This is a genomic window from Microbulbifer aggregans (genome assembly GCF_001750105.1).
Taxonomy (GTDB): Bacteria; Pseudomonadota; Gammaproteobacteria; order Pseudomonadales; family Cellvibrionaceae; genus Microbulbifer; species Microbulbifer aggregans.
Genome location: NZ_CP014143.1, coordinates 3,716,982 through 3,731,985 on the forward strand (window position 1 = coordinate 3,716,982; position 15,004 = coordinate 3,731,985).

Below are 15,004 nucleotides of genomic sequence, written 5' to 3' on the forward strand. Positions count from 1 at the left end.
GCGGCTTAAACCGTGGCAGCTACCGGACCGCGCCCTGAGCTCGATCCCGACATTTGGATTTGCTCGCCCAGTTCTGCATCGGGATCATCTCGCATCAGCCGGTACCAGTTTCTCCACAGCAGATAACTGGTCAACGCAATCACGGCCAACGCGATGGTGAACTCTGACCACTGCTTTATGACCATAAAGATTGGTGCGGCAGTCAGTGCGGTGTGCCATACAAGACCGACCGCACAGTTGATCAAATCACGTTTGCAGTCGTTGTTACGCTTGAGGTCGGGTCGCTCAGCCAGCAAGGCCTGGTGCACGGGACCCCAGAAGCCCCAGGGACGAGTTTTAAAGTAAAAGGCCTTCAGGGTTTCCATGTCATCCGCCTTCGTCAACAAGGAGCCGGCGATGCTCGCGGTCATACATAGAGCAAACAATGCAGGGAATGCATAGAGAGGTGAAATATTGGTGAACATCATGGGGATAGCAGTCAGCAGGCCGGCAAGCATGCCATAAAAGTATCCGAAGCCGTTCATGCGCCACCAATACCATTTGAGGATGTTCGCCGCGGTGTATCCACCGTACAGAGCACTTACAATCCAGAGGATGATAGAGTTCAGAGACGGTGCAAACAGGCCGATACCAGTGCCCAAAATCACAAAGGTAATAGACACCAGGTAGCTCATCCGAACATAGGTCTTTTCATCGGCGTCTTTGTTGAAATAGCGCTTGTAAATATCGTTGACCACGTAGGCAGGTGCCGAGTTTGTGGTTGCGGCAAAAGTCGACATGAAGGTGGCTAACAGCCCTGCCACCACTAACCCGAGTAGTCCTGCAGGCACATAATTGGCGAGCGCAAAGGGCAAAATCTGCTCAAAGTCCACACTATCACCCATCGCCCGCAGATCGCCGACAAAAAACACCAGGGCTAAAATAGTCAGGCCTGTGATCATCATGTAACGCGGAAAGAGGAGCACCAGATTTACCAGCCAGCTCATCTTCGCTGCTTCAACCGGGGTGCGGGCAGACAGAATACGTTGCATATCATAGTTGGGTGCCGGCCCAGCCATACTCTGCAGAATCCCTTTCAGCAGAACCAGCATGAAGAATACGGAGAACAGGGACCAGCCATCGTCAACGATACGCTGGTTGGCGCTGTCGAGAATGCCACTCCAGTCCAAGTCTAGGGTGTGCCCGAAGCCCATGCTGAACCAGCCTTCCGGTACTGCAGCGCGAAGCATCTCCGGAGAAACCTGATACATGGCAATCAGACCAATAGCTACACACGCAAGAGTCATGATGACGAACTGCATCACCTCGGTGAGCACCACCCCGAACATACCGCCTTTCACGACATACACTGCAGTGATCGCGGTCAGGATCAGGCCATAGAAAATCTCGTTGTTGTGTGCATCTGCCGAAAGCTGCCAGGGCATGAACGCGGCAGCAAATTTTCCAATACCGACGAAGCCGTAGGCGAGATAGCCGAGCACCACCAAAAGCGCGAACCCGACAATGACCAAATGAGAAAGCTCGGCGCCGCGCCCCTCGCCAAACCGAAAGCGAATCCAGGCAGCACCAGTCATGACGCCGGAGCGGCGTAGCCAGATGGACAGGAAAACCATCAAGAAAACCTGGTTAAATGCCGGCCACAGCCAAGGGATATAGATACTTTTCAGGCCATAAATGAACAGCAGGTACACCATCCACATGGTGCCCGAGATATCGAACTGCCCGGACGCGTTGGAAAGCCCCAGGTAGTACCAGGGCAGTTTGTTACCACCAAGAAAGTAGCTCTGAATGTTTTCCGAAGCCTTACGGGACACCCAGAACCCGATAAACAGCGACGCCAACAAATACAGCCCGATAACCAGCAGGTCTATTGGTGCAAGGCTCATAGGCAACTCTTCTCATCTATCATCGCTTGGCGCGGCAATGAGCCAGCGCTCTTTATTATTAAGGGCGACCCGAAGTAACCCCATAGCAGGCCGCCTGAAACACCAATGTAACCGGTTACACCCAAATTTGCTAGAGCTTTGTTACTTTTTCCGGTAACTTTTCAGCGCCCCAGGTGAGCCGGCCCAGGCTCACTTAGCGGCAATCCAGACACCGATGGTCAAAAACTATGTCGAGCATTAGGGAAGTGTCGCGGGTAGCGGGCGTCTCCATCGCCACTGTATCCCGGGCACTCAGCACACCGGAAAAAGTTTCCAAGGAAGCGCTGCGCAAGGTTCATGAGGCCGTTGAAAAGGTGGGTTACCGCCCAAACATGATGGCGCGTAATTTCCGCGCGGCCCGAGCCTATTCGATCGTTGTTCTGGTGCCTAACCTCTCCAACCTCTTCTTCGCCACCGTGATTCGGGGGATTGAAGATGCGGCCCAGCAGAAGGGCTACAGCGTACTGCTCGGCGACACCCGCGACTCGAGTGCGCGCGAAGAGGAGTACACACGGCTGGTAGAGACACGCCAAGCCGATGGCATTCTTCAGCTTCGCCCACATACTCCGGGCAAGTCCCTGCAGCCGAAGGCCGATATCCCGATTGTCTCCGCCGCCGGCTGTGAAGATACCCCCTACCCTTCCGTTCGTATCGACAATGCGGGCGCCGCCGAAGAGGTGGTCAATTACCTCATTGCGCAAGGCCACGAGCGAATTGGCGTGCTGGCGGGGCTTGCGGCTAACCCGCACTCCCGGGATCGCCTGCGGGGATATCGGGCCAGCCTGGAGCGTGCGGGAATCCCGTTTGATGAAGATCTGCTCGTAAATGGCGACTTCACCATGGGCTCTGGCCTGATGGCAGCCAACCATTTTGCACGCATGAAGAACCGTCCCACCGCCATTTTCTCCATGAATGATGAGATGGCGATCGGCTGCATTAAAGGACTGAAAACGGCAGGGATCCGAGTGCCGGAGGAAATGTCCATCACCGGATTCGACGACATCGAATTTGCCCGTTACAGCGACCCGCCCCTGACGACCGTCGCCCAGCCCGCAGAAGAGCTGGGTCGAGCCAGCTTCAACACCCTGCTGGAACTGATTGAGGGTCAGGAACTACAGCAGACTGAAACCGTACTGCCCTACGATTTCGTGGTGCGGAAAAGCACGCCACCCCGCCCACGCTAGCGCGACCATATACGCACCAATGGGCGATGCGCCCCCTGCCCCGGGCAGAAAATCAACCGCCTTAGTTTCAGGGCAATTCTCAGCACGTCCCCAAACCGACATTTGTAACCGGTTACACTATACTGCATAATGCCGACTTAAAACCGGGAGGCAGCACTTGCCAAGACAATGTAACCGGTTACTAACCACAGTACATTGCCAAAAGACCAATCTCATGGCTCTCAATATTAATCATTGGGCACAGCAGCTGGAGAGGTGGATGACAACCGCCGCCCTCCCTCTCTGGGTGGAAAAAGGCTTTGACCGCGCAAGTGGCTGCGCCCACGAACGCCTTAACTTACACGGACTCCCCGACACCGATTGCCCCAAGCGGGTGAGGGTCCAGGCGAGACAGATGTTTGTGCTGTCGTGCGCAAGCCGACGCGGCTGGGTGGCAGGTGCGGACGCTATCGTGGCAGATCTCGATCGCTTCGTTGCCCGCTACGCACAACACCCCAGTGCACCAGATGTTTATGTACACGTACTCAACAGCCAGAATGGTATCCACGACCCGCGTCAGGATGTCTATGATTTAGCCTTTTTTCTTCTGGCCTGTGCCTGGCGATTTCGCGCGTTCAATGACGTCACAGCACTTCGCAAGTCAGAGGCGCTGATTCAGCACCTGGACGAGTACATTAAAGGTCCCAGAGGCGGCTGGCTGGAGGGAGATTACAGCACCGGAACTCGCCGGCAAAATCCCCATATGCATTTACTTGAGGCCTTTATCGCCCTCTACGATGTTACTGGCGATGGCCGCTGGCTGGCCCGTTCCGGTGAAATTTTCGCACTGTTTGAAAACAGTTTTTATGACAGCCATAACGGAGTCCTGCTGGAATATTTCCGTGAAGACTGGAGTCCAATTAGCGAAGACGAAGGCCAGGAAGTCGAACCTGGACATATGCTCGAATGGGTCTGGCTGCTACATCAATACAGCAAGCGCAGTGGCGCACCCGTCGGGCGCTATACCGAAACCCTGTACAGGCGCGCGCTGGAGCTGGGAATGGAACCTGAAACCGGCCTGATTTACGACGCCGTCTCCCCCCAGGGCAGAATACTCAAAGCCAGCAAGCGTTGTTGGCCACTCACCGAGCTAATCAAGGCGAGCCTTTGCCAGGCAAGCAAAGGCGACCAGCAGGCAGAAGCTCATGCCGCGCGTGGCATTTATCTGCTCTTCGAATACTACTTTGACAAGAAAATTCCCGGCCTCTATGTCGACCAGCTTGACACAGAGAACCGGGTGATCAATAACCTGGCTCCAGCCAGCACTCTTTACCATTTAATGGTAGCCACCACCGAAGCCGTGGACTATAGCGCAGCAGCAAAACTCAAGATGCGAGCCGCGTATGGAGCCGTTTCCGGTTGATACCTCAATGCCTGGATCATTCGCGACCGATCGCGAGAAGAACGTAATCAGTCCATCGTCTCGCGGATTGACCACGGCCTTGCAAAGCCACTGAAGGTATGAACCCCTGCGCTCGGCCAAGAGTGCCGGCTAACTCGACCTGCTACCATCGGCACCGCTATGCTTGGAATTATTGCTGCAGGTGCAACACGTTGAATATTTACCAGCGGGATACTGAATGATCTCACTTGAGCGTCTATCCTTATCAACGTGATCGAAGCCGATATCCCACTGATAAAAACAGTGACTGCACTCACTCCAAGCAATCGGCGGGTGCACAAGCTCTCTGCCTGGAGCTGCCCACCCCCAGATGCGGGGTAAGCCGCTCTTTCACGAGTGTAAACGCAGGTATTTCGCTATATTCAAAAATCAGGGGCGACCCGGGGCCTAACTATCCCTCCATTAGCCGAGAAATCTTCAGGTGCTGGAGCAACATAATCGTCTTGGCATCTCGAATTTCACCATTCCCAATCATGCAGAACGCTTGGTCGAATGGTAATTCCATGACCTCGATATATTCCTGTTCTGTATCCAGCCCGCCCCCACCGGAGACTTGATCGTCTTCCTGATACCGCGCGATATAGAAGTAAAGCTTTTCAGTCACCGATCCAGGCGACATATAGACCTCAAACACTTTCTCTACCGCCGATATACTGTAACCGGTCTCTTCTCTGGCCTCACGAATAGCGGACATCTGTGGATCTTCGCCCTCCAGGGCACCAGCACAGGCCTCAATCATAAGTCCCGATTGATTGCCGTTGAGGAAGGTTGGCAGCCTGAATTGCCTGGTAAGCACCACCGATTGCTTATCTGGGTTGTATAGCAAGACCACCGCGCCATCGCCCCGGTCGTAGACCTCTCGCTGCTGGATTTCCCACGTCCCTTCCGGATTCCGAAATTCGAATGTGTATTTTTCAAATCTTGACCAGTCACTGGACAACACCTGACTTTTTAGATTTCTGACGGGATCGGTCATGCGAATCTCCATGGCTACGCTGCTGCTTGGAAAGCATCCAGTGAAAAGCACAGTGCAGAGCAATTTTCACTAACGTTAAAGACTATTAGAAACAAGAAAAAATGAAAGACTGCGACCAGCAGATTTCAATCAAAGTGAAAGCTGAAAAACTTCTGAATCGTGCCAGCATGTGAAAGATTCCGAGCAAGATCAATCTGGCGTCCCCGGGCCGGGCAATCAAGGCGTGGACAAACCGGAGAGCGCCGGCGGTGTCGATTCCGAGGCGCCAAGGAATGTCCAGCAGCAGGGTGACTGCGCCCTCGGGCGACGCACGCAGCTGCCTGTGCACTGCATTGGCAGAGTGGGCTGAGAAAAAGATCACGCCGCCACAGGGCGGCGCAGAGCGGGCCTGGAAGCCAAACATCCTGATGCCGGTGAGTGAACCTGAACGGTTGCGGGGCGCATTCCAGTTCGTCGGTGAGCTGGCCTATCCGGTGGGTTCCATCAAGTTACTGGGCATCGCGCCCGCCGACCGCGCAGAGGAACTCGAGGGACACTTGGTCGATACGCAGCACGCATTCACCCGCGACAATATCTTCACCATCTCGACAGTACTGGTCAGTGAAAGCTTTCCCGACGGTGTGCGCATTGGCATGCAGGCACTGGCGGGTTCTTTCTTCCGGCCCAACCTGCTGTTCCTGCAACTGCCCAGGGGAAAGGAAACCCATGAATCACTGCAGGAATTGATCCGGGAGGCCGGGCGCCAGCGGATGGGCGTCTCTTTGCTGGTGCGGCACGAAACAGCGGGCCTCGGGCGACGCAAGAGAATCAACCTGTGGATTCCGGACCAGGGGCCAGAGTGGAGTATGAAAATGGACTTCCAGGACTTGGACCTGGCCATCCTGCTGGCCTACCGCATGCTGGATAGCTGGGAGGATGCGGAGTTGACCGTGATCGCGGCGGTTGAAAAAGCGGGAGAGAAAGAGAAGGCGAGAAAATTCCTCGACCGTCTGGTGGATCTCGCGAGGCTGCCTGCCAGTACGGCCGCCCATGTCGCCGACGGCGATTTTGACCGCTATGCCAGCAGTGCGCCGAGGGCGGACCTCAATGTGTTTCCCCTTCCTGCGGAGCTGGATGCCGACTTTCTCTGGAGCCTCCGCGATGCCACCGGTTCAACCTGCCTGTTTACGCAGGACAGTGGCGATGAGAGCGCCCTGGCTTAAAATCCCGCGCATCACACTTTCTTTGCCAAGAAGATCGTATGCCGCGCCCCCTTGCCGGGGCGCTCCCGTACGGTCTTGACCTCGACTTTAAAACCGGCTTTCTTCAGCCGATTGACGTAATGAGTATCCTGCCCCGCCGACCACACCGCCAACATGCCGCCCGGTGTCAGGCTCTCGTAGATACAGCTGGTGCCTTCGAGAGAGTACAGCCAGTTGTTGTCGCTGTGAGTCAGCCCCTCGGGGCCGTTGTCCACATCCAGCAGTACCGCGTCGTAGTCACTGTCGCCCTTCTCCAGCAGCTCACCGACATCGCCGATATGCACTTTGCAGCGACTGTCGTCCAGTGGCCGGCCGGCGCAGGCGCCCAGCGGCCCGCGGTTCCATTCCACTACCTCGGGAATGAGGTCGGCGACGATGACCTCGGCACCCGGTGGCAGTACCTCCAGGGCGGCCGCGAGCGTGTAACCCATCCCCATACCGCCCACCACCACACGGGCATTCTTGTGTTTCTTCAGGTGGGCGCAGCCCAGCAATGACAGCTCCCGCTCACTGTTGAAGCGGCGGCTGTTCATCAGTTCGCCACGGGGCCCGGACAGGGAGATGGAGAATTCCTGGTCGCGCTGGCGGAGGGTGAGAATGCCGCCGTTATTGGGAATCTGCGCAGTACCGAGTTCGATCCAGGGTTTCATGGCGTGTGCTCGCGGGAAGGTCAGTGGGGTAAGGGTCGATGATTCTACGTCACCCACTCCCAATCCAATAGGACTTGGGTCATCGAGTGTTCATTCACCGGAAAGCCTCCTAAGTCGGCCCCCCACCTGTGGTATGCCACCAGGGATCAAGCGCTATTGGCTGGGAGTCACCTGGAGTCTGATCTAGTGTGATAGCCACGTTATCGGCAAATGGAGGTCAGGTGGCAAGCGCAGGTGCAGCTCTTGTAGCCCTGGCAGCGCTGTGTTGGGGCCTATCCGGTGGTATTGCGGGCATGCTGATAGCGGGTGGCTGGGACCCGTTCGTCGTGTCGTTCTACCGCGGAGCGATCGGGTTCCTGCTGCTGTTCACCTGGCTACTCCTGCGCCCGCACAAGAGTGGCCTGGGCAATGCCCGGCTGTGGTGCTGGGCCGTGCTTGCCGGTTTCGGCGTTGCCGGCAACTTTGCCTTCTATTTTGTCAGCATCGCCCAGGGTAGCGTGGCGGTTGCCGTGACACTGATGTACAGCGCGCCGGTGATTGTATATCTCGTATCCTTTGCGCTTGGGCTCGAACGCCCCACTCCCGCCAAACTGGTCGCCATCACGCTGGTGATACTTGGCATCCTGTTGCTGACACAGGTGTATGACGCCCGCCTCGATGGCATCACTCCGCTTGGCATGGCCGCAGGGCTGCTGGCGGGGCTCTTCTACGCGGTGTTCATTTTCGGCTTCAAGTATGCGGCGCCCCACGGCAGCCCACAGGCCATCCTTACCATTGCCTTCGCCGTAGTTGCCGCGACCCTTTTCTGGTCCGCTGACCTCAATCGGACCATTGCCGTGCCGGATGCAGCAGAACTGCCATCATTCGTACTGCTGGGTCTGCTGGGCGCAGGCTTGTCGTTCACGCTTTATGTCATCGGGTTAAAGCGCATCACTCCGACGGTGGCCTCGATTGTGGCGATGGTTGAGCCGGTCACTGCCGCGCTATTTGGCGTCATTGTCCTGGGTGAAAACCTGGCTGCTCCACAGGTTCTGGGCATAGCGCTGATCGTGCTCACGGTGAGCATTCTAAGTATGCATTCGCGGGTGTCACCGCCTTGAATACGCCAGCGGATAGTGGGAGGGAAAGATAACTTCTGGCTTCAGAGGCCAATATGGGTGCTTGCCGGGGCTTCGTTGGCTTCCGGGCGCGAGCGGATTACCGTTCGCCATTGCCTGGCTGCTCCTACTGCCGCCGTCTAGCCTGATACAGCCCCCGGTTAGCCGCCGCAGGTACAGGTCGAATCACTGAGAATGGAAAATGAAGCCCCTTTTCAATAGGCAGACAGAGAAAAGTGACAGAGCATTGAGGGCGATAGCCCATATGCCGACCAGGAGTCTGGATATCCTGATGGACGAGGAGTTTGCTCTAGGGTTATCCGATGCCGAGCTTATGCGCATCGCGATATTTCTTGCAGCAAAGAGCTATGACGAGGGAGGCTGCCCGATTGGGGCGGTTATCATCGATAACTCGACCAGAAAAATCCTCGGCAAGGGACACAATACCCTGGTGCAGGAGAACCACCCCTACAACCACGGCGAAACCTCTGCCATCCGGGACGCCGGACGTGTCGACTTCAGCAAGACAACCCTGTTCACCAGCCTGAGTCCGTGTGACATCTGTGCAACGTTGATTCACATGAGAGGGTTCAGTCGTGTGGTTGTAGGCGATGTCACCAATGTCGCCGGCAATGAAAAGCTTCTGCAGCAAAAAGGGATTCCGGTGGATATCCTGGAGGACCAGTATGGCATCGCACTGTACGCCCGATTCAGGGCTGAAAAGCCCGACCAGGAGCTGGAAGACTGGCAGGGTCTAAGGGCCGTGAAACATCGGAACGACAGATAATCGGCTTTTTGGCCACCCAGTGGTAGTAACCCGCTCGCTGCCAATCTGACTCTCTGCGCCCCTTATCCATGCTTTCCAACACGGCGAATAACACACTACCCGCCTAGCCCATCGAAACATCGCCGTCCGGCAATGGCGGGCTGCCCGCAAGTTTTTCCGCTGGCTTTTCTGCCGTCTCCTCCGGCGCGATCAGGCTGACAATCTGCCATTCGTCCTTGAGGGCAAACTCGTGTGAAATCGTATTGATATGCACCCTGCCCTGCGGGTCGATGGCATAGAGTCGCGTAGCGCGGTTGCCGTAGGTTTCCTTGTAGTCCTCGATGGTGAATGTGTCCGTGAGACGCGTGGTGCGGATAGTCGCGCCCTTTGCCACCAGGCTGGCGAGACGGCCGTAAGTGGCGTTCTCGGCAAACAGTTCCAGCTTCCTGGCGTACTCTTCAGAGACCTTGTGGCGTGCCCGCCCCTCCTGGACTCCCTGGCTCAACCCGAACACCGTGCCATCACCCAGGACATGCTCGAAGTGATAGGTCACCAGCGGGTTGAGCTGTTTGTAGGGTGACAGCACCAGCACCTTGCCCACCGAGGACAGGTCCATGGTCATACTCGCGTGTTCGGAGATCGGGTTACCGTAGTAGGTGGGGATGTTGTCCATTCGCGCCTCGCGGATGGCATCCCAGTTGGTATCCGCGATGATGACCGGCACATCCTTTTCCATCAGGTCTTTCGCCAGCATGCGCGCAAACTTGCTGCCGCCGAAGATCAGGTAGCCGTTGGGGTAACGGGCGCGTACACCGAGTAGTTTGGCGATGCCCTTGGAGGTCAGGCTCTGCAGGACGACGGTGGCGATGATCAACAGGAACACCATCGGCACCAGCAGTTCGGATTTTGGCAGGCCGAACTCATCCAGCTTCAGAGCAAACAGGGCGGACACCGCGGCCGCCACAATGCCTCGCGGCGCAATCCAGCTCAACATGGCCAGCTCGCGCCAGCTCAACCCAGACCCGGGCGAGGACAGGAACACGGACAGCGGCCGGGCGACAAACATGATCGCCACCAGCACCAGCAGTGCGCCCCAGCCCAACTGGGTCAGCGTGAACAGCTCCAGCCGCGCCGCCAGCAGGATGAATAGTGCCGAGATCAGCAGCACGCTGAGGGTTTCCTTGAACTCGAGGATGTCATCGACATCCAGGCCCTTCATATTGGCCATCCAGATACCCATCACCGTCACCGTGAGCAGGCCCGATTCATGACTCATCAGGTCAGACGCGGCATAGGCACCGAGCATCAGGGTGAGCACGGCGGTGTTACGCAGGTAGTGGGGCACCCAGTTGTTCCTGAGCAGGAGACCGAGGAAATATCCCATCAATGAGCCCAGCCCGAAGCCGATCGCCACCACCTTGAGAAAAATCACCAGGGTATGCTCGAAGGCGCCTTGTGCGGCCACCACGTACTCGTACACCAGCACCGCCAGCAGGGCGCCGATGGGATCGATGACAATGCCCTCCCAGCGCAGGATGTTGGAGATACGCGCATTGGGGCGCACCGAGCGCAACATCGGCACGATCACGGTGGGCCCGGTAACGGTGACGATGGCGCCAAACAGCGCCGCCAGCTGCATGGGCATGCCGAGGAAGTAATACGCAGCGGGTGTGGCAATGACCCATGTCACCAGAGCACCCAGGGTACACAGGTTGCGCACCATGGTGCCGTGCCCGGCCAGGTCAGAGAATTTGAGCGTCAGCGCGCCTTCAAAGAGGATAATCGCGACGGCGAGGGAAACGAGGGGGAACAGCAAATCGCCGAACAGGGCATCCGGGTCCAGTATACCGGTCATCGGTCCCAGTATGAGGCCGGCCAGCAGCAGCGGCAGGATCGCCGGCAGCTTGAGCATAAAGGCCAGGTACTGACACGCAATCGAGACGATCCCGACCATCACCAGCAGGGCCATCGGATTCGTGAGGATCTGTTCCATAGAGACGGCCAGCCGATTGCGTTATGAATGTAGGCGCGAGTTTATAAATTAGCGGATCGGCCCTGGAATTCAATGAGTCGAACCCGGGGCCATGCGCTATCAACCGGCCCCCTTGCCCCCGATGATCTGGCCTCCCACTTTTTCGGGCGCCCGGAGGCTAACCGTTGATCTGATCCAGGATATGCAGCGCCCCGGCGATATAGGCCAGCCGCTCATCGACACTGAGGGCATCCGGCCGCACCGAAATCTTGACGCCCATAAAGTCGAGCGCGTCCGCATCAGCGACCTGTAGGCAGCGGCGGAATTCCGTTTCGGTCAGCAGTGAGCAGGGCTCGAAGGCCGGGATATCGAAGGCTTGCGCCGGTGGCATATGGGTATCGCGCCAGGCTCCATAGGCACTCTCCTGCCCCGAGACACCGGAAAACATCAGCCCGCGCAAAAGTCCCGCGTCCCGTGCCGCCTGAAGGTGCGCCACAGGCCCATCCACGCTGCGCGCCTCCAGTGCCGAGCGGCCCCAGTTGATGCACAGCCCTATCGGGTTACTGGCCTCGCGGTTGACGGTGGTCACCGCTTCGATTTCCGTTTCGATGTGCATAAAGCCCTTATCGGCGCTCTGCCCCGGTACCTGGGCATCGCAGTGCTCCAGCACCAGTGTGGCGCCGTCCCAGTCCCGGGACGCCAGGGTTTGCAATGACTTGGTCAGCGCCGTCCCGTCGGGCCCGATTTCCGACGTCACCCGCGGCGCGGCGTGGACCAGCAGTGCGGTGACTGCCTTACGGCCGAGGTGGCGGTTGAGTTTGAGAATGGCCTGTCGCGCCTGCTGGTAAAACTCCAGCGCCGCCTGGCGCCCCGCTTCATCAGTGGACGCGAGGCCGAAACTGGCATCGTTGCCCAGCCGCTGCATGACACCCGGCAGTCCGGTAAAGACGAAATCCCAGTCCGGGTCGATGTTTGCCAGGAACCAGTCGTCATCCTCCTGGTGCAGCGTACCGGTAAAGGGATGTTCCAGTCCGCGCACATTCGGCATCGCCTTCAGTCCCTGCAGGTATTCGCCCTGAACGGCGGGATCCCAGGATTCGGTGATCGGAGCAGTGGCGTAGGCCCCAACGAAATAACGCATCATTCTCTTTCCAATGGTACTGATCAAAATTTCGGCCCGACGGCCGTATTGCGGGCTGCGGGACGGTGAAACCCAGGAGCCGGGGATATTAAGGGCAGTCTATCACTGCCGCAGACAAATCTAGTCGCTCTCGATGCCCGCCCTGCTCCTGCCCGATGAAAAGCTTGCTGGCTAGTGCACTGCCGGCGGGCCTTTCTCCCGCCTTCTGTCCAGATCCCCCTCGTGGATATATTTCGTTTACACTGCGGGCTTCGTTTATTTCTGCCGTCGGAGTCACCATGAGTCAGCCTGAAAGCCGTTCCTGGCTGGACGAATTACCCCCAGCCTTCCAGGCCTACCGCAATGGCCGCAGACTGGACGAGGTCGAATGCATTATTCCCGACCTGAACGGCATGTCCCGCGGCAAGGCAATGCCGCTGAAGAAGTTTTCCCCGGATACACCGATCTTCCTGCCGATTTCCATTTTTTATCAGACCATCACCGGCCAGGATGTGGAGATGGACATCGCCAATCAATGGGCCGAGAGCGACATGGTGCTGGTGCCGGATATGTCCACGGCGATGGCCGCACCCTGGGCCAAGCAGCCAACGCTGCAGATTATTCACGACCTGCAGGATTTCGATGGCAAGCCGATTTTCTGTGCACCCCGGAACATTCTCAAGCATGTAATCAGCCTGTATGAACAGCAGGGCTGGAAGCCGGTGATTGCGCCGGAACTGGAATTCTATCTGACCAAGCCCAATGTCGATCCCAACGAGCCGATACAACCGCCTGTGGGCCGCAGCGGGCGTTCCGGTACGGCGCTGCAGTCCTACTCGATGACGGCCGTGGATGAATACGGGCCGGTGATCGACAATATTTACGATTATGCCGAGGCCGCCGGCCTGCATATCGATTCGGTGATTCAGGAAGATGGCGCCGGCCAGGTGGAGTTCAACCTCACCCATGGCGACCCGCTGTTGCTCGCGGACCAGGTGTTTTATTTCAAGCGCATCATCAAGGAAGCGGCACTGAATAACGGTATGTTCGCCACCTTTATGGCCAAGCCTATGCGCGACCAGCCCGGCAGTGCCATGCATGTGCACCAGAGTGTGGTGGACATTGCCAGCGGCAACAATATTTTCTCCGATGCCGAGGGCAATGCGACCGACCTGTTCCGCTATTTTATTGGCGGTACACAGAAGCACCTGATCGAGGTGATGCCGTTGATTGCCCCGAACGTCAATTCATACCGACGCTTCGAATCAGAGGCCAACTCCAGTGCGCCCACCAATACCGCCTGGGGCTACGACAACCGCGCTACCGGTCTGCGCGTACCCCACTCCGGCCCCCAGGATCGCCGCCTGGAAAATCGCGTGATCGGTGTGGACACCAACCCGTATCTGTCGATTGCAGCCAGCCTGGCCTGTGGCTACCTGGGGATGATGAATCAGATTGAACCGGGCGCGCCGGCAGAGGGTGAGCTGGATGACGAGCAACAAGTCCAGTCCTACATCCCCAGCACTTTCGATGAGGCGCTGCGTATCTTCACGGAATCGGTGGAGATCCAGCAGACGCTGGGCAAAGACTTCTGCCATCTGTATGCGGAAGTCAAAATGGAGGAGCTGCGCCAGTTCCACCGGGAAATCTCGCCATGGGAGCGGGAGCACCTGATGCTGAATGTATAACTCATTGGAGGCGACCGGCGTTTCTGTATCAACTCGGAAGCGGGAGCCAGGGCCTTCGGTACCCAATGCAAAAATAACACGAGGTAAAACGATGGATTCTGTAGTCAGTGAGGCAGCTACTGCCAAGACGCCTTTCACCAGTGCAATGAGCCTTGAAGCCGCCATCAAGACGCGCCGCTCGGTGCGTGGTTACCTGAACAAGCCGGTGCCTCAGGAGGTGCTGGAACGCATTTTCAAGCTGGCCCAGCACGCGCCTTCCAACTGCAATATCCAGCCATGGAAAGTATGGGTGGCATCCGGCGAGTTGAAAGACCGGCTGCGCCAACAGCTGGTGGAGAAGGTCATCAAGGGTGTGCCGTTCAATGCAGATTATGAATACCCGGGCAAGTTCGACGGCGAGTACCGCCGCCGCCAGGTGGAATGTGCCATGGAGCTCTATGACAATATGGGCATTGCCCGGACTGACAAGGAGGGCCGCATGCGGGCGTCGCTGAGAAACTTCGAACTGTTCGATGCCCCCCACGTGTGCTTTATCGGCATGGACAAACGCTTTGGCGCGTCGGTGGCGCTCGACGTGGGTATGTATGCCCAGAGCCTGATGCTGGCCATGACTTCACACGGTGTTGCCAGCTGCGCCCAGGGCGCCCTGCGCTACTACCCGGATCTGGTGCGCGAGACGTTCAAAATTGGTGACGACACCAATATCCTGCTGGGCATCTCCTTTGGCTATGAAGACACCGAGGTACCCGCCAACAATACCCGCGTGGGCCGCGATGATATCAGCCAGAGCGTGGTGTTTGCAGAATAGTCCAGCTAAAGACCTATCCCCCAGTGAAAACTGATAAAGCCACCGTCGCGAACCTGGCAGTGGCTTTTCCTTTCCCTTTCCCTTTCCCTTTCCCTTTCCCTTTCCCTTTCCCTAAAAGCAACGATAAAAATTCATA

12 protein-coding genes are annotated in these 15,004 nt (G+C 57.4%); 7 read left to right on the forward strand and 5 right to left on the reverse strand.

Annotated elements, in window-relative coordinates; translation table 11 throughout:
- Positions 1-5 precede the first annotated feature (5 nt).
- A complete protein-coding gene (locus AUP74_RS16285; protein ID WP_069948481.1) occupies positions 6-1,886 on the reverse strand; it encodes a sodium:solute symporter family protein in 1,881 nt (626 codons plus the stop codon).
- Positions 1,887-2,113: 227 nt separating this feature from the next.
- On the opposite strand from AUP74_RS16285, the gene AUP74_RS16290 reads away from it, so the two are divergent.
- Both AUP74_RS16290 and AUP74_RS16295 read left to right on the forward strand, forming a co-directional pair.
- Positions 2,114-3,109 (forward strand): LacI family DNA-binding transcriptional regulator, encoded by a 996-nt coding sequence (locus AUP74_RS16290; protein WP_069948482.1) that lies wholly within the window; start codon positions 2,114-2,116, stop codon positions 3,107-3,109.
- A gap of 259 nt (positions 3,110-3,368) precedes the next feature.
- Positions 3,369-4,511 (forward strand): AGE family epimerase/isomerase, encoded by a 1,143-nt coding sequence (locus tag AUP74_RS16295; RefSeq protein ID WP_226999827.1) that lies wholly within the window; start codon positions 3,369-3,371, stop codon positions 4,509-4,511.
- A 430-nt stretch (positions 4,512-4,941) separates the two neighbouring features.
- Here the strand turns inward: AUP74_RS16295 and AUP74_RS16300 are convergent, their stop codons facing one another.
- A complete protein-coding gene (locus AUP74_RS16300) occupies positions 4,942-5,526 on the reverse strand; it encodes an NUDIX domain-containing protein (protein ID WP_069948974.1) in 585 nt (194 codons plus the stop codon).
- Positions 5,527-5,798: 272 nt separating this feature from the next.
- Here AUP74_RS16300 and AUP74_RS16310 point away from each other — a divergent pair, with 272 nt between their 5' ends.
- On the forward strand, positions 5,799-6,728 hold the full coding sequence (locus AUP74_RS16310) for a hypothetical protein (protein WP_145924435.1): 930 nt from the start codon (positions 5,799-5,801) through the stop codon (positions 6,726-6,728).
- Positions 6,729-6,739: 11 nt separating this feature from the next.
- Here the strand turns inward: AUP74_RS16310 and AUP74_RS16315 are convergent, their stop codons facing one another.
- Positions 6,740-7,417 (reverse strand): spermine/spermidine synthase domain-containing protein, encoded by a 678-nt coding sequence (locus AUP74_RS16315; protein WP_069948486.1) that lies wholly within the window; start codon positions 7,415-7,417, stop codon positions 6,740-6,742.
- 221 nt (positions 7,418-7,638) lie between these two features.
- On the opposite strand from AUP74_RS16315, the gene AUP74_RS16320 reads away from it, so the two are divergent.
- Together AUP74_RS16320 and AUP74_RS16325 are read left to right on the forward strand one after the other, a co-directional pair.
- Positions 7,639-8,517, forward strand: coding sequence for a DMT family transporter (locus AUP74_RS16320; RefSeq protein ID WP_069948487.1), 879 nt, complete (start codon positions 7,639-7,641; stop codon positions 8,515-8,517).
- Positions 8,518-8,779: 262 nt separating this feature from the next.
- Positions 8,780-9,301 carry a nucleoside deaminase gene (locus tag AUP74_RS16325; RefSeq protein WP_226999828.1) on the forward strand — a complete coding sequence of 174 codons (522 nt, stop codon included), beginning with the start codon at positions 8,780-8,782 and terminating at the stop codon, positions 9,299-9,301.
- Between the two features lie 103 nt (positions 9,302-9,404).
- Here AUP74_RS16325 and AUP74_RS16330 read toward each other — a convergent pair whose 3' ends face one another.
- Both AUP74_RS16330 and AUP74_RS16335 read right to left on the reverse strand, forming a co-directional pair.
- A complete protein-coding gene (locus AUP74_RS16330; RefSeq protein ID WP_069948489.1) occupies positions 9,405-11,273 on the reverse strand; it encodes a cation:proton antiporter in 1,869 nt (622 codons plus the stop codon).
- A 157-nt stretch (positions 11,274-11,430) separates the two neighbouring features.
- Complete coding sequence (locus tag AUP74_RS16335) at positions 11,431-12,396, reverse strand: DUF4862 family protein (protein ID WP_226999829.1); 966 nt, start codon at positions 12,394-12,396, stop codon at positions 11,431-11,433.
- A gap of 275 nt (positions 12,397-12,671) precedes the next feature.
- Here AUP74_RS16335 and AUP74_RS16340 point away from each other — a divergent pair, with 275 nt between their 5' ends.
- Together AUP74_RS16340 and AUP74_RS16345 are read left to right on the forward strand one after the other, a co-directional pair.
- Positions 12,672-14,060, forward strand: a complete 1,389-nt coding sequence (locus AUP74_RS16340; RefSeq protein ID WP_069948490.1) for a glutamine synthetase family protein — start codon at positions 12,672-12,674, stop codon at positions 14,058-14,060.
- A gap of 91 nt (positions 14,061-14,151) precedes the next feature.
- A complete protein-coding gene (locus AUP74_RS16345; RefSeq protein WP_226999830.1) occupies positions 14,152-14,868 on the forward strand; it encodes a nitroreductase in 717 nt (238 codons plus the stop codon).
- Positions 14,869-15,004 lie beyond the last annotated feature (136 nt).